26 protein-coding genes are annotated in these 26018 nt (G+C 30.8%); 2 read left to right on the top strand and 24 right to left on the bottom strand.

The window, feature by feature from the left end; all coding sequences use genetic code 11:
* Positions 1-2: 2 nt before the first annotated feature.
* From fliH to ACKGJI_RS01405, 21 genes are all read right to left on the bottom strand, one after another.
* Positions 3-776: a flagellar assembly protein FliH gene (gene fliH, locus ACKGJI_RS01505; RefSeq protein ID WP_458700795.1), complete on the bottom strand. Its 774-nt coding sequence runs from the start codon at positions 774-776 to the stop codon at positions 3-5.
* Between the two features lie 52 nt (positions 777-828).
* The gene (fliG, locus tag ACKGJI_RS01500; RefSeq protein ID WP_458700794.1) at positions 829-1854 is read right to left on the bottom strand and encodes a flagellar motor switch protein FliG; all 1026 of its coding nucleotides are present in this window, start codon (positions 1852-1854) and stop codon (positions 829-831) included.
* Between the two features lie 14 nt (positions 1855-1868).
* Positions 1869-3599: a flagellar basal-body MS-ring/collar protein FliF gene (gene fliF, locus ACKGJI_RS01495; protein ID WP_458700793.1), complete on the bottom strand. Its 1731-nt coding sequence runs from the start codon at positions 3597-3599 to the stop codon at positions 1869-1871.
* Between the two features lie 8 nt (positions 3600-3607).
* Positions 3608-4702 carry a histidinol-phosphate transaminase gene (gene hisC / locus ACKGJI_RS01490; protein ID WP_458700792.1) on the bottom strand — a complete coding sequence of 365 codons (1095 nt, stop codon included), beginning with the start codon at positions 4700-4702 and terminating at the stop codon, positions 3608-3610.
* The gene (pheA, locus tag ACKGJI_RS01485; RefSeq protein WP_458700791.1) at positions 4703-5773 is read right to left on the bottom strand and encodes a prephenate dehydratase; all 1071 of its coding nucleotides are present in this window, start codon (positions 5771-5773) and stop codon (positions 4703-4705) included. It lies immediately after the preceding gene.
* A complete protein-coding gene (locus ACKGJI_RS01480; protein WP_458700790.1) occupies positions 5766-6518 on the bottom strand; it encodes an HAD-IIA family hydrolase in 753 nt (250 codons plus the stop codon). The genes pheA and ACKGJI_RS01480 overlap by 8 nt, the downstream gene beginning before the upstream one ends.
* Positions 6515-7726: a diaminopimelate decarboxylase gene (gene lysA / locus ACKGJI_RS01475; RefSeq protein WP_458700789.1), complete on the bottom strand. Its 1212-nt coding sequence runs from the start codon at positions 7724-7726 to the stop codon at positions 6515-6517. The genes ACKGJI_RS01480 and lysA overlap by 4 nt, the downstream gene beginning before the upstream one ends.
* Positions 7727-7776: 50 nt before the next feature.
* Positions 7777-8838 carry an LptF/LptG family permease gene (locus ACKGJI_RS01470; protein ID WP_458700788.1) on the bottom strand — a complete coding sequence of 354 codons (1062 nt, stop codon included), beginning with the start codon at positions 8836-8838 and terminating at the stop codon, positions 7777-7779.
* On the bottom strand, positions 8839-9390 hold the full coding sequence (gene pth, locus ACKGJI_RS01465; protein ID WP_458700787.1) for an aminoacyl-tRNA hydrolase: 552 nt from the start codon (positions 9388-9390) through the stop codon (positions 8839-8841).
* Positions 9390-9926 carry a 50S ribosomal protein L25/general stress protein Ctc gene (locus ACKGJI_RS01460; RefSeq protein ID WP_458700786.1) on the bottom strand — a complete coding sequence of 179 codons (537 nt, stop codon included), beginning with the start codon at positions 9924-9926 and terminating at the stop codon, positions 9390-9392. Before ACKGJI_RS01460 ends, pth begins: the two co-directional genes overlap by 1 nt.
* A 51-nt stretch (positions 9927-9977) precedes the next feature.
* The gene (locus tag ACKGJI_RS01455) at positions 9978-11153 is read right to left on the bottom strand and encodes a type IV pilus twitching motility protein PilT (RefSeq protein WP_458700785.1); all 1176 of its coding nucleotides are present in this window, start codon (positions 11151-11153) and stop codon (positions 9978-9980) included.
* Position 11154: 1 nt separating this feature from the next.
* Complete coding sequence (locus tag ACKGJI_RS01450) at positions 11155-12129, bottom strand: transaldolase (RefSeq protein ID WP_458700784.1); 975 nt, start codon at positions 12127-12129, stop codon at positions 11155-11157.
* The gene (gene serB, locus ACKGJI_RS01445; protein ID WP_458700783.1) at positions 12130-12750 is read right to left on the bottom strand and encodes a phosphoserine phosphatase SerB; all 621 of its coding nucleotides are present in this window, start codon (positions 12748-12750) and stop codon (positions 12130-12132) included.
* Between the two features lie 53 nt (positions 12751-12803).
* The gene (locus ACKGJI_RS01440) at positions 12804-13298 is read right to left on the bottom strand and encodes a chemotaxis protein CheW (RefSeq protein WP_458700782.1); all 495 of its coding nucleotides are present in this window, start codon (positions 13296-13298) and stop codon (positions 12804-12806) included.
* Positions 13299-13302: 4 nt separating this feature from the next.
* Positions 13303-15618: a hybrid sensor histidine kinase/response regulator gene (locus ACKGJI_RS01435; protein WP_458700781.1), complete on the bottom strand. Its 2316-nt coding sequence runs from the start codon at positions 15616-15618 to the stop codon at positions 13303-13305.
* Positions 15619-15628: 10 nt separating this feature from the next.
* Positions 15629-16579 (bottom strand): chemotaxis protein, encoded by a 951-nt coding sequence (locus ACKGJI_RS01430; RefSeq protein WP_458700780.1) that lies wholly within the window; start codon positions 16577-16579, stop codon positions 15629-15631.
* 9 nt (positions 16580-16588) lie between these two features.
* Positions 16589-17311, bottom strand: coding sequence for a UDP-2,3-diacylglucosamine diphosphatase (locus ACKGJI_RS01425; protein ID WP_458701677.1), 723 nt, complete (start codon positions 17309-17311; stop codon positions 16589-16591).
* Positions 17301-18308: an N-acetyl-gamma-glutamyl-phosphate reductase gene (gene argC, locus ACKGJI_RS01420; RefSeq protein WP_458700779.1), complete on the bottom strand. Its 1008-nt coding sequence runs from the start codon at positions 18306-18308 to the stop codon at positions 17301-17303. Before argC ends, ACKGJI_RS01425 begins: the two co-directional genes overlap by 11 nt.
* A gap of 1 nt (position 18309) precedes the next feature.
* Positions 18310-18798, bottom strand: a complete 489-nt coding sequence (gene greA, locus ACKGJI_RS01415) for a transcription elongation factor GreA (protein ID WP_458700778.1) — start codon at positions 18796-18798, stop codon at positions 18310-18312.
* 146 nt (positions 18799-18944) lie between these two features.
* Positions 18945-19973, bottom strand: coding sequence for a lipid-A-disaccharide synthase (gene lpxB / locus ACKGJI_RS01410; protein ID WP_458700777.1), 1029 nt, complete (start codon positions 19971-19973; stop codon positions 18945-18947).
* Positions 19974-19990: 17 nt separating this feature from the next.
* Positions 19991-20179: a hypothetical protein gene (locus ACKGJI_RS01405; protein ID WP_458700776.1), complete on the bottom strand. Its 189-nt coding sequence runs from the start codon at positions 20177-20179 to the stop codon at positions 19991-19993.
* A gap of 256 nt (positions 20180-20435) precedes the next feature.
* On the opposite strand from ACKGJI_RS01405, the gene surE reads away from it, so the two are divergent.
* Positions 20436-21227: a 5'/3'-nucleotidase SurE gene (surE, locus tag ACKGJI_RS01400; RefSeq protein ID WP_458700775.1), complete on the top strand. Its 792-nt coding sequence runs from the start codon at positions 20436-20438 to the stop codon at positions 21225-21227.
* Positions 21214-21861: a tRNA threonylcarbamoyladenosine dehydratase gene (locus ACKGJI_RS01395; RefSeq protein ID WP_458700774.1), complete on the top strand. Its 648-nt coding sequence runs from the start codon at positions 21214-21216 to the stop codon at positions 21859-21861. The genes surE and ACKGJI_RS01395 overlap by 14 nt, the downstream gene beginning before the upstream one ends.
* Here the strand turns inward: ACKGJI_RS01395 and ACKGJI_RS01390 are convergent.
* From ACKGJI_RS01390 to carB, 3 genes are read right to left on the bottom strand one after another with little or no spacing between them, the layout of a single operon-like run.
* Complete coding sequence (locus ACKGJI_RS01390; protein ID WP_458700773.1) at positions 21836-22279, bottom strand: isoleucyl-tRNA synthetase; 444 nt, start codon at positions 22277-22279, stop codon at positions 21836-21838. The genes ACKGJI_RS01395 and ACKGJI_RS01390 overlap by 26 nt on opposite strands.
* Positions 22279-22719: a Sua5/YciO/YrdC/YwlC family protein gene (locus tag ACKGJI_RS01385; RefSeq protein WP_458700772.1), complete on the bottom strand. Its 441-nt coding sequence runs from the start codon at positions 22717-22719 to the stop codon at positions 22279-22281. The genes ACKGJI_RS01390 and ACKGJI_RS01385 overlap by 1 nt, the downstream gene beginning before the upstream one ends.
* Before the next feature lie 3 nt (positions 22720-22722).
* Complete coding sequence (carB, locus tag ACKGJI_RS01380; protein WP_458700771.1) at positions 22723-25980, bottom strand: carbamoyl-phosphate synthase large subunit; 3258 nt, start codon at positions 25978-25980, stop codon at positions 22723-22725.
* Positions 25981-26018 lie beyond the last annotated feature (38 nt).

Raw genomic sequence — 26018 nt, 5'->3', positions numbered from 1 at the left:
TCTCAACCATTATCTATCAAATTTTTTACTTTTTCTAATCTTGTCTTTATATTTCCATCTAAATTTCCAACATCACTCAAAACAACAACACCACCTTCGCTTATAGCACTATCACTATTAACGCTAATATGTTCGATATCTGAGTATACAGATTTTATATCTTCAAAATCTTTTGGATTTACTTTTAATTTTATTTTTTTAGCATCCTTAAGTTCTTCCATTAAAACTTTTGATAACTCTTTTGCAATACTTGCACTTGATTCTTTTACCTCTTTTGCTATAACTTCTTTTGCCACTTCAATTGCAACTGAGGATAATTCTTCCTCAAGCTTTTTCAAAAAATTTTCTTGTTTTTTTGATTCTTCTTCTAATTTTTTGAATGAGTTCAAATACTTATCTTTAATCTCTTTTATACTAACTTCTAATTCTTCTTTTGCTTTATTATAGCCATTTTCATAAGAGCTTTGTCTCTCTCTTTCTAATTCACTTTGCAATCTTCTTTCAAACTCTGATTCTTGTTTTTCTATTTGCATTTGAAGTTTTATTAGATTTGATGAAAGCTCATCACTTTTTTTTAGAAGCTCTTCAACAAATTTATTATCATTTTCTTGTTTGATTACTTCTTGCTCTATTGGAACTACTTCTTGTTCTATATTACTGTTGTCTACAACATCTTCTTCTGATGTTTCAACCAGTTTTGCTCCACCTAGAACTTTAAATCTATATGGTTCAATCATATGTTCTTTCACTTCATTTGTCTCAATAATAGTTTTCAATTAATTATCTCCCAATGAAAAAGAAATGAATCACATATTTTTATATTTTTCATTACTCAATCATCTCTTCAGCTTCACCGATTTGTAGTACACCTTGCTCAGCTAGTTTTTGCACTTCTTCGACAATTTTTCTTTGTGCTTCTTCAACATCTTTAACTCTTACTGCTCCTAAAAAGCTCATCTCTTCTAAAAATGCTTCGCTTGCACGCTGTGACATATTTTCCAAAAATTTATTTCTTAACTCTTCAGCTGCACCCTTTAGGGCAACCATCAAATCTTTTTTATCTGCAACTTTAAGTATCTCTCTGATACCTGTATTATCAAGTTTCATAATATCTTCAAAAGTAAACATCATATCTTTAATAATAGCAGCTAATTCTTCATCAGTTTGTTCAATGTAAGAAATCGTAGTTTTAGAAGCTTTTTGCCCTAGTCTATTTAAAATTTCTGCAACAGCTCTTGGCCCTCCTACTTCAACTTTATATGAAGTTAATGATTCTAATTTATTTTCTAAAACAGCAGAAACTCTTTTTACAACAGAAGGTGAAATATCTCCTAAATTAGCCATACGAATTGTTACTTCGCTTTTTAATTCATCTGGAAAAAATGATATAGTTTCAGCTGCACTACTTGGGTCCATATGAGCTAAAATCAAAGCTACAGTTTGAGGATGCTCTGTTACAATAAAATCAGCTAATTGTTGAGGCTTGATTTGAGATAGATAACCAAAACTTTGTGTATTTTCCATTGTTTTAGCTAGTTTATCAAGTATCTTTTGAGCAGCATCTGGCCCAAAAGTTCTATATAAAATCTCTTTAGCATACTCTAAACCTCCACTTCTTATATATTGGTTTGATTGGAGTATTGCATAAAACTCTTCTAGTACTGCATTTGCAACTGCTTTATCTATATTTTTAACAGTTGCTATATGTTTTGAAATATCTGTTACTGCATCTATATCCATATGTGAAAAAAGGTTAGTAGTAGTATCTTCACCTAATTGTATTAGAAGAATAGCAACTTTTTCTGCCATTGTTAATTCATCAAATTGTATCTTTTGTGCATCACTTAATTTCATACTATACCTTTTATCTATTCTTCATTTGATGTATTTTTTGAACTAAAATCGTATTCACTTTCATTTCTTATCATAGTTTGAATAAGCCCAGCCATTTCTTCACTTTTTTCATCTGCAATTGTTTTTAATTTTTCCAATAAGACCTCATATTTTAATTCTTCTTCATTAAAATCATTATGAATACCTAGTTGTTCTTCTACTTTTTGGCGAGCTTTTTTGAATTTTTCTAAAGTATCTTCTGCACTATCATCGTCATCTTCTTCCATTTGTATATCATCAACATTAAGTTCTTCTTCTGTATGTTCAATCATTTTAACACTAAATGGAACAATAACTTTTTTGTAGAAAACAAACAATAAAATAGCTGCTATTAAATATTTGATAATTGGTATAAGTGGAGCCGAATAGTATGCAATCTTATCGATAATAGTTTGAGTTGGAGCCTTTGTTCCATCTTTTTGCAAAGGTTTGAACTCAAAATTGCTTACTGTTACCTCATCACCTCTATCCAAATTAAAACCAACAGTCTTTTTTACAATTTCATTTATAGAATTTAATTGTTCTTGAGTTAAAGGAACATATTTTAACTTACCTGTTTCATTTCCATTTGCATCTTTTTCACTCTCATAATTACCATCAACTACGACTGCTGCTGTTAATCTTTTGATTTTTGCAAAAGTTCCTTTTACATTTGTTACTTTTTTTGAAATTTCATAATTTGTTGTTGATGTACTTTTTTCATATTTTTCACTTGTTTTATTATCACCCAATCCTTGAACAGGGCCAATGTTACTAACAGCTCCTGGTACTCCTCCAACATCACTTGGCTTTGAACCCTCTCTTTTTTCATCAACAGTTTGTTCACTTCTTGGCACTGAGTTTGGATCATATACTTCACTAGTACTTTCTTCTCTAGAAAAATCAAAATCAATTGTAACTTTTGCAACAACTTTATCAACTCCACCGATTACAGGTGCTAATACATTGATTATTTTATCTTCAATATCTCTTTCATAATCTTTTTTATATTTTATTTGTGATTTAACCAGTTCACCTTCATAAGCTAGCGTATCATCATCACCTAATGGAATCCCATCTTGATCAACTATTGAAACATTTTCACTAGATAAATTTGTAACTGAAGATGCTACTAAGTTTTTGATTCCTGTAATTTGTTTTAATGTAAGCTTCATTCCTCGTTTAATATTTATAACTATAGAAGCAGTTGCTGGAAGCTTATCTTGAGCAAAAACAGTCTCTTTAGGAATTGCTATATGCACACTTGCATTTTCTATTGGCATCAATCCTTCAATAGTTCTTGCTAATTCACCCTCTAATGCTCGTAAATATTTTATTTTTTGTTCAAAATCAGTTGCACCAAACTCATTTTTATCAAATATCTCAAATCCAACTTTACTATCTTTTGGAATTCCTAGAGCTGCAATTGCGATTCTTTGTTTATATACCATATCTGATGGAACTGCAATTGTACCTTCATTTATAACTTTATAAGGAACTCCATCTTTTTCTAGCTGTTGTATAATGAGTGCTGAATCACCTGGATTTGTTTTTTCAAAAAGAATACTATAACCGTTAGCCAATATAGAATCATTGCTTCTAAATAAAACTAAAAATACTATAAATCCAACTACTACTAATATAGATACTAAAGCTACTATTTTTTGGCGAAGTGTAAAGTTTTGAAAAAGAGTTGCAATTTGATCTAAAAGAGTTTTAAAATCCATTTATGCCCTTATAAAGTCTTATATACATTAAAAAATCTACTATTTTGTTCTGGTGTACCAATTGTTACTCTTATGGCATTCATTCCATATGAGCTTAAATCTCTCACAATTATACCTTTTTTCATAAGCTTTTGTGAAATTTGTGAAGAATTTTTATCATCATCATACTTAAGAGTGATAAAATTTGTAAAACTTGGTATAAAATCAAAACCATTATCTTTTACAAACTCTTCATAGCGTTTCATTTCTTCAAAATTTTCAGCTATGCAATTTTGCACAAATTCTTCATCTTTTAGTGCTTCAATTCCTGCTTTTAAACTTAGAGTTGTGATATTAAATGGAGCTCTTAGTTTATGAAGTGCCTTTATGATTTCACTGTTTGCTATCCCATATCCACACCTAAGACCTCCAAGTCCATAAGCTTTAGAAAAAGTTCCTAGATAAAGAACATTTGGAAACTTAGTAATTAAATCTTTTGCATCTATTTTTTTATTTTCATCCTTGTATCTTGCATACTCCTGATAAGCACCATCAACTACAACTAATGTATCTTCATCGATTTTACTTATAAAATCATATACATCTTTTGTATCTAAACACTCTCCTAGTGGATTATTTGGCAAACAAAGAAAAACAACAGCTACATCACTGTTTTCTTTATACATTTTCAATAATTCATCTAAGTTATGAGTGTGAGAAGGTGTTTTTAAAATTTTTGTACCTGCTTGTCTTCCATATATCTCATACATTGCAAATGTTGTTCTTGCCATTAAAATTGCATTATTTTCATTTGCTTTTGCTTTTATTGCAAAATCTATAACTTGGTCACTTCCTGCTCCAATTATGATATTTTCACTAGCTACTTCAAATCTTTTTGCTAAGCCTTCTTTTAATTCAAACATACTATCATCAGGATATAAATGTACTTTATTAACCTCATTTTTCAAAGCTTCTAAAACTTTAGGACTGCATCCTCTTGGATTTTCATTACTTGCTAATTTTATAACATCTTTACTTTCTATACCAAACTCTCTTACTACAAGTTCTATTGGTTTTCCAGCTTCATAAGTCTTTAAACCATCTAAATTTTTATTAAATTTCATTTATTCTCCTGCCTTTACATAGCTTCCTAGCCATTTGATATCATTTACACCTTCATTTGCCTTTAAAACTCTTTTAACATTTTCATCATCTATATGACCTTCAAAATCAAGATAAAATACAGCTTCAAATCCACTATCTTTTACTGGTCTTGATTCAATCTTGGTAATATTTACCTTTTCGTTCTCAAAGGTTTGCAAAAATTTAACAAGGCCTCCTGGTCTATTTTGGGTTTTAGCCAAGATTGAAGTTTTGTTTTGCAAACCAGGCTTATTTTTAAAATCACTTAAAATCAAAAATCTTGTTCTGTTTGCCATATTGTCTTCTATTTTTTCAAACATGATTGGAACATTATATAACTTTGCTGCAATGTGAGAACATATAGAAGCACTATTTGGCTCATTTGCAGCCAATTTTGCTGAAGCTGCAGTTGATTTTGTAGGGATAAACTCAACATCCATTAGCATATGCTCTTCTAAAAACTTTCTACACTGATTGTAGCCTTGAGGGTGAGAATAAATCTTTTTTATATCTTTTAAATTTTCACACTTAGTTGCAAAAGAGTGATGAATGTCCATATAAATCTCAGCCACAATTAAAGAGTTAAATTTCCCAAGACAATCAAGTGTGATTCCTACTGCACCTTCTGTGTTGTTTTCTATAGGAACAACTCCGTATTTTGCTTCTTTGTTTTCTAGTACATTAAAAACAGCTTCAATAGAATTTAAAGCTATATAATTACCCATAGCCCCAAATCTACTCTCTGCTACTTGGTGAGTATAGCTTCCTTCAGGTCCCAAATAGACAATTTTTTCAGGCATCTCTAGATTTCTACTTACTGCAAATACTTCTAGAAATATAGCATCTATTGCTTTTTCATTTAACTTTCCATTGTTTAAAGACTTTAATCTATCAAGTATCTCTTTTTCACGCTCAGGTCTATATATAGATGTTCCTGTTGTTTGCTTATACTTTCCAACGGCATCAACAAACTTCATTCTCTCATTTAAAAGCTTTAATATTTTATTATCTATCTCATCTATATTTTTTCTTAAAATATCTAAATTATCCATTTAGTTTTCCTATATTTGGTACTATTCTATCAATATTGTCTTTTACATGTAGAACTTCTTTTTCACTTTTACATTTTCCACTTAATACCAAAGTAGTTTTAGCTCCAAGCTCTTTTATACCACATAAATCCCCAACAGCATCATCACTAATCATTTCTATTTCATCAAATCCATTCGCTCCAAGTAAACTTAATCCCTCTTCATAAAAAGCTTTACTTGGTTTACCTATAATCGTATAATCACTGCCAGTTGCATAAGATAGCATTTTCATAATAGCTCCAACTCCAGGATATCTTTTATCATCCTTTGCATAAATGCTAGTAGCATGCATCCCAATAAGCTTTGAGCCATTTAAAACCAAATCAATCATCAAAGCAAAATCATCACTTCTAAAATCTTTAGAACTTGTAACAAGAATGGCTTCAGGATTTTCAAAGTCGATTTCATATCCCAAAGATTTTATAACACTTTTAAAATCATCTCCTCCAAAGCATGCTATTTTCTTTACATATAGAAATTTTTGTAAAACCATAAATGGATCAAGATAATTCTCTTTTGGAATTTCAAAGCCTAAATCAATCAAAAATTTATAAAAATCTTCACTTCTTTTTTTAGTGTTATTAGTTACAACAAGGTAAGGAATATCTTTTTTATTTAAATTGTTAATGAAATCTATTGCTCCATCGATTGGCTTTTTATCACTATCACTGATTAGTGTACCTTGAACATCTATAAAATACTTCATTGTACAAATGTGCTCTCTCTTGAAATCATATCTTCAAAGCTTTCTCTTTGTCGAATAAGTTTGTATTTGCCATCAACATAAGCAATTTCAGCAACTCTTGGTCTTGTATTATAATTACTACTCATTGTAAATCCATAAGCCCCAGCACTTTTAATTACTATTAAATCATCATGCTTTGTTTTAGGTAATTTTATATCTTTTATAAAAAAATCCCCACTTTCACAAACTGGGCCAACTACATCACAAGAAGTTTCATCTACCTCTCTATTTTGTGCATTTAAAAGCTCAACACCATGAAATGCGCCATAAAGAGCAGGTCTTAAAAGATCATTCATAGCACCATCTACAATAACAAATCTTTTGTTGCCATTTCTTTTTTCATATAAAACTTTTGTTAAAAAATATCCTGCATTTCCAACCAAAAATCTTCCAGGCTCACAAGTCAAAGTAACATCAAGTCCTGCTAAATTTTCTAAAATCACTTGAGCATAATCATAAGGTTTTATAGTCTTTTCACCATTATAATCAATCCCAATTCCACCACCTACATCAAAAAATTTCAAATCTATATTAAGTGCTTTTAAATTTCTAACTAAATCACTAACAACCTTTGAAGCATCTTTAAATGGCTCAATTTCTGTTATTTGAGAACCAATATGAAAATGAATTCCAATTGGATCTAAGTATTCTGAATTTTTTGCTTTAAGATAAATTCTCTTAGCTGTATCCAAATCTACTCCAAATTTATTTTCATGAAGACCTGTTGAAATGTATGGATGAGTTTTTGGGTCTATATTTGGGTTTACTCTCACGCTAATTCTAGCAGTTAATCCAAGCTCTTTTGCAATCTCTTCAACCCTTTGCATCTCTTCATAACTTTCAAGATTAATCATCAAAATATCACTTAAAAGTGCTTCTCTTATCTCATCATCTCTTTTACCAACTCCTGAGAATATGATTTTGTATTTAGCAATACCAACATAAAGGGCTCTTTTAACCTCTCCAATAGAAACACAATCACAACCTGCTCCTAAATCTTTTAAGTGCTTCAAAACAGAAAGATTTGAATTTGCTTTCACTGCATAAAAAATTATTGATTTTCTAGCTTTAAAAGCCTCTTTTAATTCTAAAAATCTATCAGTAATATAATTAAAATCATAAACATAAAGTGGAGTTCCGTAATTTTCAGCCAATTTGTTAAAATCCATACATTAAACCTTTTTTTGTTTAAAATGTATATATTTTATCTAAAAGTTTATTAATTTTCTTTATAATATTTGTATAGAGTAAAAACTCCTAAAAATACAATAGGAACTATTACCCCTAATTCAGGTATAATAACTGAGGATGAGGATAATTTAGTCAAAATAAACAAAATTCCCCAAGTAAGAAGTGTAATAAAAACAAACATAAAACTATGAATTGCAGAGTTTAAAAACCTACTACTTGCTGGAAGATTATAGAAGAGTATTACTACCATAAAAGGAGCGAATAAAGGAAATAAAAGTTGTGAATAAAGAATCGTTTTTACTCTATCTAAGTTTAGGTTCTGAGATGAAAAAAACTTTAGTGCATCAATTGCATCAATAATAGACATTTTGTATTCACCTTTATGAACATTTTCTATAATTTTTGGCCTAAAGTCTTTTAAAGTAATATACTTTTTTTTATAAACTTTTTTTATACCTTTAGATTTTATAGAGTTTACCTTTGGTTTATCTTCGATAATCACCTCTTTTAATATCCAATTTCCTTTTGAAAAATAACCACTTTTTGCACTTACAATTTGGCTTAAATCATTGCCTTTTACTGTAAAGATTTTGATCCCTTTTGTATATTTTTTTATAGGATCTAAGCTTTTAAAATAAATATATTGGTCATTATTTTTTAAAAATAATTCGTTTGAAGTTTTAGAAATCGTGCTATATTTTAAAAGATTTCTACTGTATTCTAGTGAATAAACAAAAGATGTAAAATTAAGAAAGATATATACTAGTGCTAAAAAAAGTGCAGAAGAAAATAACGGCTTTATAACATCTTTCTTGCTAACTCCTACAGAATATAAAGTAACTAACTCGTTTGATTTTATCATAGCAAATTTTGTTACAATCATTGCAAATACTATAGAAAGTGGGGCTGAATAGTTTATAGCATCTAGGCTTTTAAAAACAACATATAAAAGTTGTAAGTTCGCAGATTCTGGGAGTTTGGTATAATTTGCTAAGATATCAATACCAACATAAAAAAACTCTAATGAAATAAAAATTATAAAAAAATTCTTTAAATAATTAAAAATAATGTATTTTTGAAAAATTTTCATCTATGCCTTCTTTAGAGTATATCTTTGGCATATTGTACTTAACTCTTCATTTATAAGTTCTTTAACAGCTTTTATGGCAACATCTAAAATTTCATCCAACTTTAAAAGCTCATCTTTTGAAAAATCACTGAGTACATATGAAGCTATCTTTGATTTATCTTGTGGTTTTCCTATGCCAATTCTAACTCTAAAATAATCTTTACCAATATTCGCATCAATTGATTTTAATCCATTGTGGCCACCATGACCACCACCTAGTTTAAATCTCAAATTTCCAAATGGCAAATCTAAATCATCATGAACAACTATGACTTTTTCAGGCTTATAATAATCACAAACAGCTCTTACACTTTGACCTGATAAATTCATATAAGTGTGTGGTTTTAATAGCAATATATCTTTTGATTTGTAAAGAATTCCTCTAAATTGAGGTTTTGAAATATCTGTAGTATTTAGCTCATCGATAAATTTATCGATGAGCATAAAACCGACATTGTGCCGATTATTTTTGTATTTTAAATCTGGATTACCAAGTCCAACGACTAGAGTCATTACTTAGCTTTTATAACTCCAACAACTGAAACTCTATCTTCATCCATGATTTGTACATTTGCAGGAACTTCAATATCTCTAATCAAAATTGTATCTCCTACATCTAAATCACTAACATCTAAAGTAAAGTTATCAGGAAGGTTTTCACCTGCACATTTAACTAAAATTCTTTTTTTAGAGTTGATTAAAACACCTTTGTTTTTTAAACCTTTTGGAGTTCCAACAGTTTTTACAGGGATCAAATACTTTGATACAACACCATCTTGAACAACTCTTAAATCTACATGTAAAAGCTGTGAAGTTACTGGGTCTTTTTGATACTCCTGAACAACAACTTTGTATTCATTATCCCCAACTTTAACTGGGAAAGCCAAAGATGATTTATTTTTAACTGCTTTTACGAATTCGTTTGCTTTAAACGCAGCATTTATATTTTCAATGCCTTTTCCGTAAATGTTAGCAATTAGAAAACCATCTCTTCTTAAAGCCTTAGTAGTCTTTTTGTCGATACTCTCTCTAACAATACCTTCTAACATTTCTATCCTTTTTAAAATTTAAGCTGCAAATTATACATAAATAATGCTAAATTATTGCTTTAGTTTAAATATATCTTTGTCTTCTTCTATAAAAGTTTTTTCAACTCCCTTTTTTGCCGTTGCTTTTTGTGCATCATAAAAATCAAGAGCCATTGATAAATCATTTCTACTAGTAGCACTGATTAGTGCTTCCTCTCTTGATATTTTGCCAATCGCATACAAATCTAAAAGAGCTTGGTCAAAAGTTTGAGATTTATAAACATCTTTGCCCTCTTTTAGAGCATCAGGAATTTCTCCATCTCTTCCATCTAATATTAAAGATTCAATTCTTGTATTTTTAACCAAAATTTCAACTGCAGCACATCTTCCACCCTCTATAGTTTTTACAAGTCTTTGTGAAATAATGCCTTGAAGAACTGAAGCCAATGACATTTTAATACGATTTTGTTCACTTCCAGGAAACATACCTATAATTCTTCCTATAGTCTCTTTAGCATCAACTGTATGAAGAGTTGATAAAACCAAGTGACCAGTTTCAGCAGCGTGCATAGCAGTTTCAATGGTTTCTAAATCCCTCATCTCACCTACTAGTATAACATCTGGGTCTTCACGAAGTGCTGCTCTTAGAGAATCTGCAAAACTTATTGCATCTTGTCCAATTGCTCTTTGATTTACTATGCTTTGTGCATCTTTATAGACAAATTCTACTGGGTCTTCAATAGTTATAATATGCTTCTTTTTAGTTAAATTGATACGGTTTATTATTGAAGCAAGTGTGGTTGTTTTACCACTTCCAGTAGGACCAGTAACTAAAACTAATCCTCTTGCAATATCACAAAAATTATTTATAACCGGAGGCAATCCTAAAGATTCAACTGTTGGCATTGTCATTGGAATTGTTCTAAAAACACCACTAACGCCATCAACTTGAAAAAAAAGATTTACACGAAATCTATATTCATCATTTAATTTAAAAGTAAAATCAACATTTTTATTTTTAACTAAATCATCAAATCTACTTCTTAAAAGCTCTTTTGCCAAAGTTAAACCATCTTGATAAGTTAAAATTTCTTTTGATAGTGGAACAATTTCTCCATTAATTCTTCCTCGTATGTTAGTCCCACTTTTTATATGCAAATCACTACCATTATATTGTACTAATTTACTAAGATAAAACTTTAACTTTTTAGTCATCTCAAAGGTTAATGATTCTACATCTACTGACATTTTATAACTCTTTTAAAATTTGTTTGAATGCATCTTTAAAAGATTGCAAACCTTCTTCTAGCAATTCATCATATACTTTTTGCATATCTATACCATTTTCTTCTAATTTATCAAAAAATTCTACATAATCTTTTTTTAATTTTATCTCATTGGCATCGTCATTTTTTATAAATTCTTTAATAGTCGCTAAAGGTGCCGTGTTGATTGAGTTTTTAAATAACAACTCTTTGATATAATAATCTGCTCTTAAATCATCTCTTTTTACACCAGTACTTGCAAACAGAGTTCTTACATTTTCAAGACCATAACTCTCTATCAAATCATAAATCTTAATAGCATTATAAATTCCAACTTTTGCCTCAGGTAGTCCTAAAGATTTCAATCTTTCATCAAGCTTACTATCAAATCTACTTACAAATACACTAATAACAGCTTTTGGAAGGTTGACACCTAACTTTTCATTTGCTTTTTTAAATGCACTTAGACAATTTTGTGCTTGCTCTTGTGAAAAAATCAAAGTAGCATTTACATTTATCCCTTCACTCATCAAAGATTGCATTGCTTTATATCCTGCATTAGTTGCTGGAACTTTAATCATAACATTAGGATAACCTATCTTTTCAAAAAGCTTTTTCCCCTCTTTAATCGTGCCTTCTGCATCATCGCATAACAAAGGATCAACCTCAATAGAGATAAAGCCATCATCTCCTTTTTCATATAAAGGCAACAAAGTTTTTGCAGCCAATTTTATATCTTCTATAGCCAGAGTTTCATAAACTTCTTTAGCATCTAAATCTTTTAATTTTTCTCTATCACTTTTATAAGCAGGCGAATTTAAAAAAGCTGATTTAAAAATGGCAGGATTACTTGTAGCTCCATTGAACACCTTTTTTTCTAGTAGCACTTTAAACTCACTTTTTAAAAAATCTCTTTCAACGAAATCACACCAAAGTGAAAAATTTATATTTTTATACATCTAAATAAACTCCAATAATTTTCTCATATCTTTTGTTTCAATTACGGCATTTGCCTCTTTTTTCAATACATCTTTTGCACAAAATGCTACTTTTGTTTTAGCATGGGCAAACATAGATCTGTCATTTGCGCCATCGCCAACAGCAATTGTATTTTCTTTGCTAACTCCTAGTAGTGATTGAAGTCTTAAAAGCATATCGCCTTTACTAAAATCAAACATCATATCACCACCAACTAAACCACTTAATTTACCATCTTTTACATGTAAAACATTTGAAAAATCTGCATCATAACCTAATATATCTTTTGCATAACCTGTTGCGTTTCTAAATCCACCACTAAAAACAACAACTTTATAACCATTTTTCTTAAGTTCGCTAATAGCTTCTTTAGCTCCATTCATATATGGAAGATTTTTACATACTTCATCTACAACGCTAACATCCAAACCTTTTAAAAGTTTAACTCTTGTTGTTAAGCTTTCAAAAAAATCCAATTCTCCATTCATAGCTTTGTTTGTTATGCTAGCTACCTTGTCTTCTATTCCTAATTTTGATGCAAAAAAATCTATTGTTTCTCCATCCATCAAAGTAGAATCAAAATCAAATACACAAAGTTTCATTATTTTCCTATTGTAACATGTAGAAAATGAGGGGGCAAAGCCCCTCAAGAGTTTTAGAAATCTCTTTTTAAAAGAGACTCCACTTTTAGAATTGTTAACATACTATCTTCTCGTTTTCCAATACCATATATCATACCAGCATCAGTTGAAATAGTCTCTGGTGGGGGATCGATTCTATTTTGATTTATCCTAATTGCTTCAGTAAGTCTATCTATTACAAACCCTGCAATATTATTTTCACCCTTCATTACTATGTATCTAGTATCTGGAGTTGGATTAATAGGAGGAAGATTAAATTTTCTTCTAAGATCAATTAGTGGTATTACATTTCCCCTTATATTAAAAACCCCCAATACGTAATCAGGAACACTAGGAACTCTAGTATATTCTATTGGCTTTATAATTTCTACAATATTTAAAATCGGTATTGCATACTCTTCATCACCTATTATAAAACCTACTAACTGAACAATATCTTCATCAGTTTTTTGTGGCTCTTCAATCTGCTTTTGTTGCTTTTGAAGTATCTGTTTTAATTTATCTGGCATAATATTACTCCGCTAAAAGATTCGTATTTTTGCGTACCACATTTTCTAGGTACTCTGGTGAATAAGGCTTAGTTATATACTCTGTCATACCTGATTCTACACCTCGTAATCTATCTGCCTTGCTTGTTCTTGATGTAACTGCAATTAGAGGTAGATTTTTATACCTAGAATATTTTCTAATTTCACTAGCTAAAGTATAGCCATCCATTCTTGGCATCTCAATATCAATCAAAATGATATCAATATCGTGTTCACCTGATTTTAGCATATTTAGAGCTTCTTGACCATTTGTTGCTTCAATTGTCTTAACTCCAATAGGCTCAAGTGCTTTTTTCATGATATTTCTATCCATTTTACTATCATCAACAACTAACACAGTATAATCACCTGGTTCGGTCTTTTTCTTTTGTTCTGACTGCATCTTTTCTCTGATATCTACTTTTAAGCCCTTTGCCATCTCCATTAGTGATGCTACATCAACAATCAATGTTACTCCACCATCACCCCTGATTGTAGCTCCTGCAATTCCGTCAATTCCTTGTAGATAATCTCCCATTGATTTTATAACTGTTTCTTCTTGGCCAACTAAAGTATCTACTATAATTCCAAGCTTTTGCTCAGCCAATCCAATAACTACAACATAGGTATGCTCTGCTGATTCATAAACTTGTTTAACACCAAATATATCTGAGAGTCTTACTAAAGATAAAACTTCATCTCTCAAACGAAGAACATTTCTTCCCTCAACTGTATAAATTTCATCAAGAGAAATTCTAACAGTTTCAGATACTGCCGCTAGTGGAATTGCATAGTATTCTTCTTGAGCACCAACAAGTAATGCTTGTATAATAGCTAGAGTTAAAGGAATTTTCATCTTAATGATTGTTCCTTTTCCAATCTCACTATCAATATCAATAATACCATTTAATTTTTCTATATTTGTTTTTACAACATCCATTCCAACACCGCGTCCACTTACATTGGAAACTTTTTCAGCTGTTGAAAAACCAGGCTTAAATATAAGGGCAAATGCCTCTTTGTCACCCATTATATCTGCTTCTCTCTCAGTAATAATACCTTTTTCGATGCATCTAGAGCGAAGCATATCTGCATCAAGACCTTTACCATCATCTGTAATTTCTATTACTATTGAATTACCTTCATTATAAGCTTTTAGTTCAATTACTCCCGTTCTACTTTTGCCCATAGCCTCTCTAGTATCAGGATCTTCAATTCCATGATCACATGAATTTCTAATAATATGAACTAATGGATCTCCAATTTCTTCAACAATAGACTTATCAAGCTCAGTCTCTTCACCAGAAATTTTAAGCTCAATATTTTTGTTAAGTTCGCGAGACAAATCACGAACCATTCTTGGAAACTTATTGAAAACTTTTGCAATTGGAAGCATTCTTGTTTTCATAACAGCAATTTGAAGATCAGTTGTAACTAAAGAAATTGCTGAAACTACTTGATTTAACTCTTCTAAAAACTTCTCACCTTCATATCTTTCTTCAACATCATCATAAATTTTTAAAAGTCTATTTTTGCCAAGTACAAGCTCACCAATAAGATTCATTAAATGATCTAGTCTATTAACTTCAACCCTTATTGTCTGCTCTAATGTTGATGCTTGTTTTTTAGCAGGAGCAGTTGAGCCTGAAGGCTTTGTATCTTTTTTAGCTGTTGGTTTAGTACTATTGGATGGAGGAGTTGGAGTATTTTGCTTTTTAGATGCTTTTTTCTTTTTACTCTCAGCTTTCTTTTCGTTTAAAAGCCTTTCAATTTCTGCTTCTACCTCTTCATCACTTAAATTTGAATAATCCTCAACACTATCACTTTGTACTTCTGCTTCAGGCTCTTTGGTTTCTTCCTCAACCTCTTCTTTTACTTCTTCAGTTTCATCTGAACTAGCAGGAATCTCATCTCCATTACTTATAGCATCAAGCCTTGCAATAATATCTGTTAAATCCATTCCAATTTCAGTATCATTTCCATTATCACGAATACAAAAAAGAAGTGTTTTCATCATATCAATGGATTCTAAAACAACATCCATAACATCTTCAGTAAGCTTAACCTCACCTTTTCTTGCTTTGTTTAAAACATCTTCCATGTGATGAGTAAGTTTAGTAAGGACATCAAAGCTTAAAAATGAAGATGAGCCTTTTACTGTATGAGCAACCCTAAAGATACTGTTTAATAGTTCTAAATCTTCAGGATTGTTTTCTAACTCTACCAAGTCTTGATCAAGCTGTTCAATTAATTCAAACGCTTCGATCAAAAAATCTTCTAAAATTTCTTGAATATCATCCATCACTCTAGCCCTACCCTTCACTATTTACATGCGATTTTATAACATTAGATATTTCTTTATAAAAAACCGACGCATCAAATTTTGTCAAATAGGCTTCTCCGCCCGCCTCTTTTCCTCTTATCTCACTAAAATGATCACTTATTGAAGAATTAAATACTATTGGTATCTCTTTAAATCTATCATCATCTTTTATGTTTGCTGCAAAATGGAATCCATCCATTCTTGGCATTTCAACATCAGAAATGATTATTTTAAGCTCTTTTTTCAAATCTTTTCCATATATATCATAGAGCTCATTGATTTTTTCAATTCCTTCTAAACCATCTTTTGCTTCAACTACTCTCATACCCATTTTAACTAAGGCATCATGAACTAGTTTTCTAGCAGTTATACTATCATCTAAAATTAAAGCTGTTCCATCAATTTGGTCTATAATTCTATTATCAGCTTCCATTTTTGGCTGATAAATTCCTAGCTCTTGTACAACACTTTCTAAATCTAGAATCAATAATACTTCATCATTTTCAATTCTTGTAACACCAGTAATTTGAGATTTATCTAATGCTCCCATTCCCGCGACAAAAGATGCTGGTTCTATATCATTCCAGCTAATTCTTCTAATTCTTTTTGCTTCATGAACAATAAAACCAATTAGAATATCACTAAACTCTGTTATGATTACTCTAGGTTTTAAATTTTCTATAGGAGGCTCGGTTATTTGCATCCACTTTGCTAAATTAACAACAGGGATAACAACTCCACGCAAATCAAAAATACCTTCTATGTATTCTGGAACTCCAGGAAGCTCGGTTAGTTTAGGAATTTTGATAATTTCTCTAACCTTTGCTACATTTACACCATAAATCCCTTCGTATACATTATCTTCTTCTTGCTTTAGAATACGAAAGTCAACCAACTCCATTTCATTGGAGCCTACCTTTAAAACATCATCATCAAACATTATAGCCCCTTATTTTTTATGAGCAAATTTTTCTTCTAAGGAGCATTCTACAATAAAATAACTTTGATTACACGCAAAAGAGGGTAAATTGATATAATTAATTTTATTTTTGGAAAATTTGTAATCTTGATGATAATGTCCTTCTAAAATAAATTCACCTTTTTGGGCCCCATAGTAACCTATCTTTGCGCTAATAATTTCTTCAAAATTTTCAATTTTCCTACAAATATCCTTTTTTAATTGATTAGATTGTATCGTTTTAGAAACTTTGTTAAAACACAAAATATCTATTATATTTAAAAGTTTTAAAATAGTTTTTGAGCGGATTATTTTAGTATAAATTACATGTATGTACTTTTCAAACTTATCGCCATGAGACAAATGTACTTTCGTTCCATCTTCTAACAAACCAATAACAGGTTGAGACTCTATTGGTATGACTTTTACATTTTTAAATAAATTTGAAAGTGAAAAGTCATGATTGCCTTCAAAATATATGGTTTCTACATGTAAAGCAATTTCATCAAGTAAATCTATATATTTTTCATACATTTCAACTGTAGCATCTACTTTACCAACTAACAAATCAAACATATCTCCCATCAAAAAGAGTTGTTTAGTTTGTATGTCTTTAGCATGAATCTTTTTTAAAAAATCGTAAAAATTTGAAGTAGAGCTATTTTCATGTGAATCAGCTATAAAAATAGCTCCATTTTTTATATTAAGGTGCATAAGCAATAGTTGGTATCCCTAGAGTTTCTTCATAGCCACACATCAAATTTGCATTTACAACTGCTTGAGAAGATGCTCCTCTTAGCAAATTATCTATGCTTGAAGAAACAAACAGGCTTGAGCCATTTTGAGCTACAAAAATATCGCAAAAATTTGTTCCAGCAGTTGATTTAATCTCTACTGGAGTTTGCCTAACCCTAACAAATTTAGTATCTTTATAAAAATCTTCTACTACTTTTTTTGCATCTATCTCGCTATTTAATTTTAGATATATACTAACCAACATACCTCTTGTTACAGGAATCAAATGAGGTACAAAGTTTACTTCGAAATCTTTATTTGTAACTTTTTTCAATTTTTCTTTTATCTCTGGAGAGTGTCTGTGTTTTAGTGGATTGTATGCAAAAATATTTTCATTTACTTTTACAAAATGTTTTACATCACTTGGAGTCTTTCCAGCTCCGCTAACACCGCTTTTTGCATCTATAAAAATAGGATAATTTTCATCTATATACTTAGAAAATGGCAAAAGCCCTAAAATAGATGCTGTTGGATAACATCCTGGATTTGCTATGAGACTTGCTTTTTTTATATCATCTTTATAGATTTCAGGAAGCCCATAAACTGCATTTTTTAAATTATCTTTATCTTCATGGGAGCAGTAAAACTCTTCATAAGCTTCAAGTTCCAACCTATAATCAGCTGATAAATCAACTACTTTTACACCTAATTTTAGTAATTCTTTTGCAAATCCCATGGCAGTCTTATGTGGAAGTGCTAAAAAAGCCAAATCAGCAACTTTTGCAATCTCTTTAGGATCACTCATTTGGACTTTACATGTAAAAACATCTTTTAAACTTGGATGCATTGAAATAAAATCTTCTCCACCCTTACTTGTTCCAATATAGCTTAGTTCAAACTCTGGATGATTTATCAAAATTTTTATAAGTTCAAGCCCCGTGTAGCCACTAGCACCAATAATCGCAACTTTTTTCATCTTATTTACCTTCAAAATCTATAGGTTCATAACTCACTTCTAATATTTCAAATTCACTTTTTCCACCAGGAAGCATGATTTCTACTTCATCGCCCTCAGCTTTTCCCATGAGCCCTTTTGCAAGAGGAGTATTAAAAGAGATAAGACCTCTATCTGGATCACTCTCAAACCTTCCAACTATAGTATATGTAATTTCTTCTTCAGTATCTAGGTTTTCCAGCTTTACAGTTGAGCCAAACCTGACTTGATCATGTTCATAAGTAGAAGGATCAATCACTTTGATATCAGCTACTAGTGAACTAAGCTCAGCAATCCTGCTTTCAATAAATGCTTGTTTTTCTTTTGCTGCATGATACTCTGCGTTTTCTTTTAAGTCTCCATGACTTCTTGCAATATCAATCTCTTGAACAATATTTGGTCTTTGTACTTTTTTTAAATCATTTAATTCATCTGTTAATTTTTTATAACCGTATTGGGTCATTGGTTCCATTTAACTGTCTCCTTTTTTTCTGAACGAAGTCCAGCAAAAAATTCCTCGCACTCTTGTGAAGCGAAGCGGTTTGCTTTTGCAAATCACTCTTTGCAAGAAAGCTTAGGCTGTCGCCTAGAATTATTTAACTGTTTATTAAAGTAGTATTATATCTTAATTAAGCTTATCATTCTCTCACAACTTCCATGAGATAAGATTTGATGTAATTTCAAAGAATTTTTAAAAAACTTTTCTCTATCCATCAATTCATACTCTTTTAAAAGGTTTTGGCTAGTTACATCTTCTTGTAAGAGTTCTACATGTAAAGGCTCTAAACCTTCAAAATCCATTATGATATTAGCCAAGCCAACATGACTCAATTTTACAAATCTTTTAGCAATAAAAGCATCAAAGGATTTTGCTTTATATGCTAAAACTAAAGGCGTTCCAATAAGAGCTCCTTCAAGTGTTGCAGTTCCTGAACAAACAAATGCAAACTCACTTCTTAAAAAACTATCATGCGCATCTCTTGAAATTTCAAAATCACTAATATCACCATAAATGTTAGATATTTCTTCATCACTAAAATGTTTTGGAATTACTAAAATATTTTTTTTATTTATTTGTTTTGCTACATCTTTGTAAATTGGAAAAAGTTTTTTAATCTCGCTTTTTCTACTTCCTGGCAAAAAAGAGATATATCCGGTTTTTTCATACTCTTTTTTACATGTAGAAATTTCATCAAGCAGTGGATGCCCCACATAAGTTGCTCTATTGTAAAATTTTTGCTCAAACGGTAAGATTGAAGCCAATACATCACAATACCTTTCAACCTTTTTTACTCTCTTAGCTTTCCATGCCCAAACTTGAGGTAGTATATAATAAATTATTTTTATATTTGGATTTTGCTCTTTAATGGCTTTTGCAAGTGGTAAATTAAAGGCTGGAGAATCAATCAGCAGTACAAAATCAGCATCAAAGCTTAATTCTACCATTTTTTTAATTGTTTTTTTTGCTAGTTTTATCTTTGGGATTGCATCTACAAAACCCATAATAGAAAAAGATGAACTTGACTCTATAGGTTTTCCAAACCTCTCATCAAATATACCAAGAAGCTCACAATTGTCCAGTTTTTTTAATATAGGCTCAAAGTGAAGATTGCCTGAAGGCTCCAAAATAGAGACTAATAATTTCATAACTTACCTACTATAGATTAAATTCCTAGTAGTTTACTAAAAAATCCTTTACTTTCTTCTTTTTTCTCTACCTTTCTTTCATCAATAAAATCTGGGTCTGGTTTTAAAAGAGCTTTATTAAAAGGCGTTCTTGTAGTTTTTTCACGCTTTTTATATTTTCTTACTCTTGGGGCTTCCCTGTTAATTGGAGCATGCATAACACACATAACATATCCTTTCTTTACTTATCTACTACGGTAATTCAAATTTAAGTTTTACATCAAATTTTATCGGTTCTTGGGACGTTTATTTGTGCAAGGATGCACAAATAGTCCGAAGCCTCGGAAAAAATGCAAGGATGCATTTTTGAGAATGAGATCAAAATTGATGTAAAACTTAAATTTGAATTACCCTGTTATTCTATCACAATATGTGTGTAGTCAATGTTTATATGCTATAATAAAAACAAAAAAAAGAGAATATATGAAACAAATATTAATAACTAATGATGATGGGTTTGAAAGTGATGGATTAAAAGCCTTAGTAGAAGCATTAAAACCACTAGGACATGTAACAGTTGTTGCTCCTACAACTGAAAAGTCTGCTTGTGGTCACTCGCTCACATTAACAAGACCTTTACGATTTGTAAAATTAGATGATGACTTTTATAAACTTGATGATGGAACACCAACTGATTGTATCTATCTATCTTTGCACGCTCTTTTTAAAGAAGATAATCTACCTGATTTGGTTGTTAGTGGGATAAACAAAGGCTCAAATATGGGAGAAGACATAACATATAGTGGAACTGCAAGTGCAGCCATGGAAGCAGTTCTACAAGGAGTTCCAGCTATTGCGATTTCTCAGGTATATGAAAATGGAGTAGAGTCAATTAAAAAATATGGTTATGATTTGGCTCAAAAATATGCCTATGAAATTTCAAAAAAAATTCTTGATGGTGGTTTTCCCTTAGGGGAGAGAAGATTTTTAAATATTAATATACCTCCAATAAAACTAAGCGAATGTAAAGGCATAAAAGTTACTCACGCAGGTTATAAGATGTACAACAATGATGCACATCTACATAGAAATCCTAGAGGAGAAGAGTACTACTGGATAGGAACACATGTACTTGATTGGCAACCTAGCAAAAATAAAAGCTGTGATTTAAGTGCGATTGAAGATGGTTATGTCTCAGTTACACCAATTAAGCTGGATATGAGTGCTTATGAAGATATGAATAAACTTAGTGAGTGGGTGCATGAAAGCAGATAAGTTTTCAAGAAGTAGACTTCTTTTTGGAGATGATTTTCAAAAACTTCAAAATGCAAAAATATTGCTTTTGGGAGTAGGTGGTGTTGGTAGTTTTTGTCTAGATGCACTTTATAGAACAGGTTTACAAAATATAGCTATAGTTGATTTTGATACTTATGATGTTACCAATCAAAATAGGCAAATTGGGAGTGAAAAAGTTGGAGAAGTTAAAGTTCATAGACTAAAAGAGTTATATCCAAAAGTAACTCCAATTGAGACAAAAATCACTCCAAAATGGATTGAAGAATTTGATTTTGATAAATTTGACTTAGTAATTGATGCTATTGATGATATGAATGCTAAAGTGGCATTAGCAATCAAAGTTTATCCAAAACTTATAAGTTCTATGGGAGGAGCAAAAAAATTAGATCCAACCAAGATTGAAGTAACTAATATATGGAAAACATATGGCGATGGACTTGCTAAAAAATTTAGAAATGAACTTAAAAAAAGAGGATTCAATAAAAAGTTTGATGTAGTTTTTTCTCCTGAAGAAGCAAAGTGTAAAGAACTAGGTAGCTTTGTAGGGGTAACAGGAAGCTTTGGGCTAACTCTTGCTAGTTTAGCTATCAAAAAGTTACTTCATCAACCTTGAGTTTGATGGTTTTGTCTATATCTTTTCTATACATGTAGACAAAACTTCTTCCCATATATAATACATCAGCCTCAAAAAGAGTTGAGCCAACTTTTACCTGTTGATTCTCTTGTTTAAAAATCATATCTCCAAATGCTTTTCCAACTGGAGCATATAGAGTAAAAAGAGAGGCAATTAGCACAACTAAGTAAATTTTGAAGAAAAACTTTGAAAAGGCGCTATACAAGAGAAGATAGCCGACTACAAATGATAGTGGCAAAAGCATATAAAAATTTTGATTATCAACAAATATGATATTAAAATACTCACTAATTCCATAAAAATCAAAATAGTTTATCTTAAGTCCAATAAAATATAAGAAATCTAAAATACTAACAAAAATAATTCCCATAAAAAAAGAATTAACAATATAAAGCATTACCTAATCCTTTGCTGTTTCGATTTAGAAATCTTTATTATTTTTGAAGGTGAACTCTCAAAAAAACCTCGCTCATCTTCAACTATTATATCAGCTTTTTCATTAGCATATCTAAAATCAAAGTTTTGTCTTGTTTTATTGGCTGAAGATGAGTACATCCAATGAAACTTTTTTAGGAATTTTAAGTGCTCTTCATCCTTTACTACTCTTATTGCCTTTTTATTAGGATATATATAAGTTGTTTTCTTTGCTCTTCTAATACTTTTTTTTAAATTTTTTGGAACTCTTGTAAAATTTTTTAAAGTTTTAAAAGAATCAACACAAATCAAAAATTTTTGATTTGGATCTCTTTGTTTTGAGCTTGAAAGTTTTAAAGGATTTTGAGATAAAAATCCAGCAGTTGTATCTGTTTGAACTAAATATACTAACTGCTGAATCATTTTTTACTCTAAATAATCTTGCAGAGCTTTTGGGATAAGTGCACTTCCATCTTCTACTTCTTTTATAGAAAGTGCTGCTGCTCTTGCTGCTGCTATTGTTGTGAAATATGGTATATTAAATCTTAGAACTGATTGTCTAATCTTTTTAGCATCATCTTTACTTGATTTTGCATCACTTGTATTGATAACTAAATCTATATCACCATTTTTAAGCTTATCTTCGACATTTGGTCTACCTTCACTTATCTTATGGATAAACTCTGCATCAACTCCTGCCATTAATAAAGCTTTATGAGTACCACTTGTTGCTAAAATTTTAAAGCCAAGTTTACTAAAGCCTTCTCCTATCTCTTTTGCATAAGCTTTATCAATATCTGTTAAAGAGATAAATACTGTTCCTTTGCTTGGAAGCATATTGAATGATGCGATTTGAGATTTTGCAAATGAAGTAGCAAAACTATCGCTAATCCCCATAACTTCACCTGTACTTTTCATCTCAGGACCTAGTATAAGATCAGCCCCACTTAATTTACTAAATGGAAATACTGCCTCTTTAACACTAACATGTCCTTTTAATTTTGGCTTTAGTATGCCATCTTCTTCACAAACAACATTATACTTATCATAAAAACTAAGTGCTTCTCTTAAATTTCCTTGCCACATTACTCTTGTTGCTACTTTTGCCAAAGGAATTCCAGTAGCTTTACTAACAAATGGAACAGTTCGACTTGCTCTTGGATTTACTTCAATCATATAAACATCATCTTTATAGATTGCAAATTGTATGTTCATAAGCCCTACAACTCCAAGATTTAGCGCAATCTTTTTAGTTTGTTCTTCTACTTTTTTTCTTAAATGTTCACTTAGTGAAATTGTAGGAAGTGAACATGCACTATCTCCACTGTGGATTCCAGCTTCTTCGATATGTTGCATAATTCCACCAATGTAAACATCAACTCCATCACAAACAGCATCTACATCAAGTTCAATTGCTCTATCTAAAAATTGGTCTAACAATACTGGAGAATTATGCGAAACACTAACTGCTTCTTGCATATATTGTTTTAACTCATCCTCATTATAAACTATCCTCATAGCTCTTCCACCAAGTACATAAGAAGGTCTTACAAGTACTGGATAGCCTATCTCTTTTGCATATTTAATTGCTTCTTCTTCACTAATTGCAGTTGCATTTCGTGGTTGTTTTAAGCCATTTTCTTTGATAAATGCTGAAAATTTTTCTCTATCTTCTGCTTCATCAATAACTCTTGCAGTTGTTCCTATAATCTTTCCACCGATAACAGTAAGTCTTTTTGCAATTTTAAGTGGAGTTTGTCCACCAAAATGAACGATAATTCCATCTGGATTTTCTCTTTCAACCACACTTCTTACATGCTCAAAATCAATTGGTTCAAAATAAAGTATATCACTAGTATCATAATCAGTAGAAACTGTTTCAGGATTACAGTTATACATTATAGTTGTAATGCCCATATCTTTTAGAGCATAAGAAGCATGAACACAACAGTAATCAAACTCAATTCCTTGACCAATCCTATTTGGTCCACCACCTATTATCATAACTTTTTTCTTATTTTCTTTTTTTGCTTTAGTTTTTGGAAGCTTAGTTATATTTGTTGTTGAATAAAGATAAGGAGTTAAAGCTTTAAACTCAGCTGCACAAGTATCTACTTCATTATACTCAAGTTCAATTCCAAGCTTTTGTCTTGCTGTATAAATATCATTTTGAGTCAATTCTAAATTATCATACTTATTGATAAGCCAAGCTATCTTTTTATCAGAAAAACCAAAAGTTTTTGCTTTTCTTAAAAGCTTTTCATCATTTAAAGCAAACATATCAAGCTTTTTTTCTAGCTCTAAAATATCTTTAAACTGATTTAAATACCACTTATCAATTTTACTTAACTCATGTATCTCTTCAACACTCATGCCTCTGCCTAATGCTTCCATGATACAAAGCATTCTTTTATCATTTGGTCTTCTAATCTCTTTTTTTAACAATTCATCATCATATGTTATTTCATCAAAACCACTAAGCCCAATCTCAAGAGAACAAAGAGCTTTTTGAAATGACTCTTTAAAAGTTCTTCCTATTGCCATTACTTCACCAACACTTTTCATACTAGTTCCAAGTGTACTATCTGCCATAGGAAATTTTTCAAATGTAAAACGAGGAATTTTTGTAACAATATAATCAATAACTGGCTCAAATGAAGCAGCAGTTCCTGTTATATCATTTGTGATTTCATCGAGAGTAAAGCCAACTGCTAAAAGAGTCGCAACTTTTGCGATTGGATAACCTGTTGCTTTACTAGCAAGAGCCGAGCTTCTACTAACACGAGGATTCATCTCAATTACAGTCATCCTGCCTGTTTTTGGATCAACTGAGAATTGAACATTACTTCCTCCAGTATCAACTCCAATTTCTCTTAATATCGCAAAAGATGCATTTCTCATCTTTTGATACTCTTTATCTGTTAAAGTAAGTGCTGGAGCAATTGTTATACTATCTCCTGTGTGAACTCCCATAGGATCAAAGTTTTCAATAGAACACACAATGATACAGTTATCTTCCCTATCCCTGATAACCTCCATCTCATACTCTTTCCATCCCAACAAAGACTCTTCAATCAAAATCTCACTAATAGGAGAAATTTCTAGGCCGCTTGAAGCTAACTCTTTGAATTCATCTATATTATATGCAACTCCACTTCCTCCACCTGCTAGTGTATATGAAGCTCTTATGATAAGAGGAAATCCTATCTCTTCAGCAGCGCTCATGGCTTCGCTCATATTATATGCATATTTACTCTTTGGTAAATCCATGCCAATTTTCATCATGGCTTCTTTAAAAGCTTGTCTGTCTTCACCTTTTTTGATAGCTTCAGGATTTGCTCCTAAAAATTTTACATTTTCAAGCATTCCTTTTTCATACATGCTCATAGCAACATTAAGTGCAGTTTGCCCTCCCATAGTTGGCAAAATAGCATCTACATTTTCTTTTTCTATTATTTTTGCAATAATGTCTTCATTAATAGGCTCTATGTATGTTCTATCTGCAAATTCAGGATCAGTCATAATAGTTGCTGGATTTGAATTTACTAAAACAACTCTATATCCTAATTCTTTTAAAGTTTTTGTAGCTTGAGTGCCACTATAATCAAACTCACAAGCTTGACCTATGATAATAGGGCCTGAACCTATTAGTAAAATTGTTTTTATGTCTTCTCTTTTTGGCATATGTGTAATCCTATGTAAAAATTCAATTCAAATCCAAT

The sequence above is a fragment of the Sulfurospirillum sp. 1307 genome, from assembly GCF_054408545.1.
The sequence above is the reverse complement of the archived record's forward strand: the minus strand, read 5'-3'. Positions and strand labels throughout refer to the sequence as shown.

Coding starts and splice junctions, on each gene's coding strand:
- fliG (WP_458700794.1), bottom strand. CDS start 1,854: ATGAAATTAAGTGATGCACAAAAGATACAATTTGATGAATTAACAATG.
- fliF (WP_458700793.1), bottom strand. CDS start 3,599: ATGGATTTTAAAACTCTTTTAGATCAAATTGCAACTCTTTTTCAAAAC.
- hisC (WP_458700792.1), bottom strand. CDS start 4,702: ATGAAATTTAATAAAAATTTAGATGGTTTAAAGACTTATGAAGCTGGA.
- pheA (WP_458700791.1), bottom strand. CDS start 5,773: ATGGATAATTTAGATATTTTAAGAAAAAATATAGATGAGATAGATAAT.
- ACKGJI_RS01480 (WP_458700790.1), bottom strand. CDS start 6,518: ATGAAGTATTTTATAGATGTTCAAGGTACACTAATCAGTGATAGTGAT.
- lysA (WP_458700789.1), bottom strand. CDS start 7,726: ATGGATTTTAACAAATTGGCTGAAAATTACGGAACTCCACTTTATGTT.
- ACKGJI_RS01470 (WP_458700788.1), bottom strand. CDS start 8,838: ATGAAAATTTTTCAAAAATACATTATTTTTAATTATTTAAAGAATTTT.
- pth (WP_458700787.1), bottom strand. CDS start 9,390: ATGACTCTAGTCGTTGGACTTGGTAATCCAGATTTAAAATACAAAAAT.
- ACKGJI_RS01460 (WP_458700786.1), bottom strand. CDS start 9,926: ATGTTAGAAGGTATTGTTAGAGAGAGTATCGACAAAAAGACTACTAAG.
- ACKGJI_RS01455 (WP_458700785.1), bottom strand. CDS start 11,153: ATGTCAGTAGATGTAGAATCATTAACCTTTGAGATGACTAAAAAGTTA.
- ACKGJI_RS01450 (WP_458700784.1), bottom strand. CDS start 12,129: ATGTATAAAAATATAAATTTTTCACTTTGGTGTGATTTCGTTGAAAGA.
- serB (WP_458700783.1), bottom strand. CDS start 12,750: ATGAAACTTTGTGTATTTGATTTTGATTCTACTTTGATGGATGGAGAA.
- ACKGJI_RS01440 (WP_458700782.1), bottom strand. CDS start 13,298: ATGCCAGATAAATTAAAACAGATACTTCAAAAGCAACAAAAGCAGATT.
- ACKGJI_RS01435 (WP_458700781.1), bottom strand. CDS start 15,618: ATGGATGATATTCAAGAAATTTTAGAAGATTTTTTGATCGAAGCGTTT.
- ACKGJI_RS01430 (WP_458700780.1), bottom strand. CDS start 16,579: ATGTTTGATGATGATGTTTTAAAGGTAGGCTCCAATGAAATGGAGTTG.
- ACKGJI_RS01425 (WP_458701677.1), bottom strand. CDS start 17,311: ATGCACCTTAATATAAAAAATGGAGCTATTTTTATAGCTGATTCACAT.
- argC (WP_458700779.1), bottom strand. CDS start 18,308: ATGAAAAAAGTTGCGATTATTGGTGCTAGTGGCTACACGGGGCTTGAA.
- greA (WP_458700778.1), bottom strand. CDS start 18,798: ATGGAACCAATGACCCAATACGGTTATAAAAAATTAACAGATGAATTA.
- lpxB (WP_458700777.1), bottom strand. CDS start 19,973: ATGAAATTATTAGTCTCTATTTTGGAGCCTTCAGGCAATCTTCACTTT.
- ACKGJI_RS01405 (WP_458700776.1), bottom strand. CDS start 20,179: ATGTGTGTTATGCATGCTCCAATTAACAGGGAAGCCCCAAGAGTAAGA.
- surE (WP_458700775.1), top strand. CDS start 20,436: ATGAAACAAATATTAATAACTAATGATGATGGGTTTGAAAGTGATGGA.
- ACKGJI_RS01395 (WP_458700774.1), top strand. CDS start 21,214: ATGAAAGCAGATAAGTTTTCAAGAAGTAGACTTCTTTTTGGAGATGAT.
- ACKGJI_RS01390 (WP_458700773.1), bottom strand. CDS start 22,279: ATGCTTTATATTGTTAATTCTTTTTTTATGGGAATTATTTTTGTTAGT.
- ACKGJI_RS01385 (WP_458700772.1), bottom strand. CDS start 22,719: ATGATTCAGCAGTTAGTATATTTAGTTCAAACAGATACAACTGCTGGA.
- carB (WP_458700771.1), bottom strand. CDS start 25,980: ATGCCAAAAAGAGAAGACATAAAAACAATTTTACTAATAGGTTCAGGC.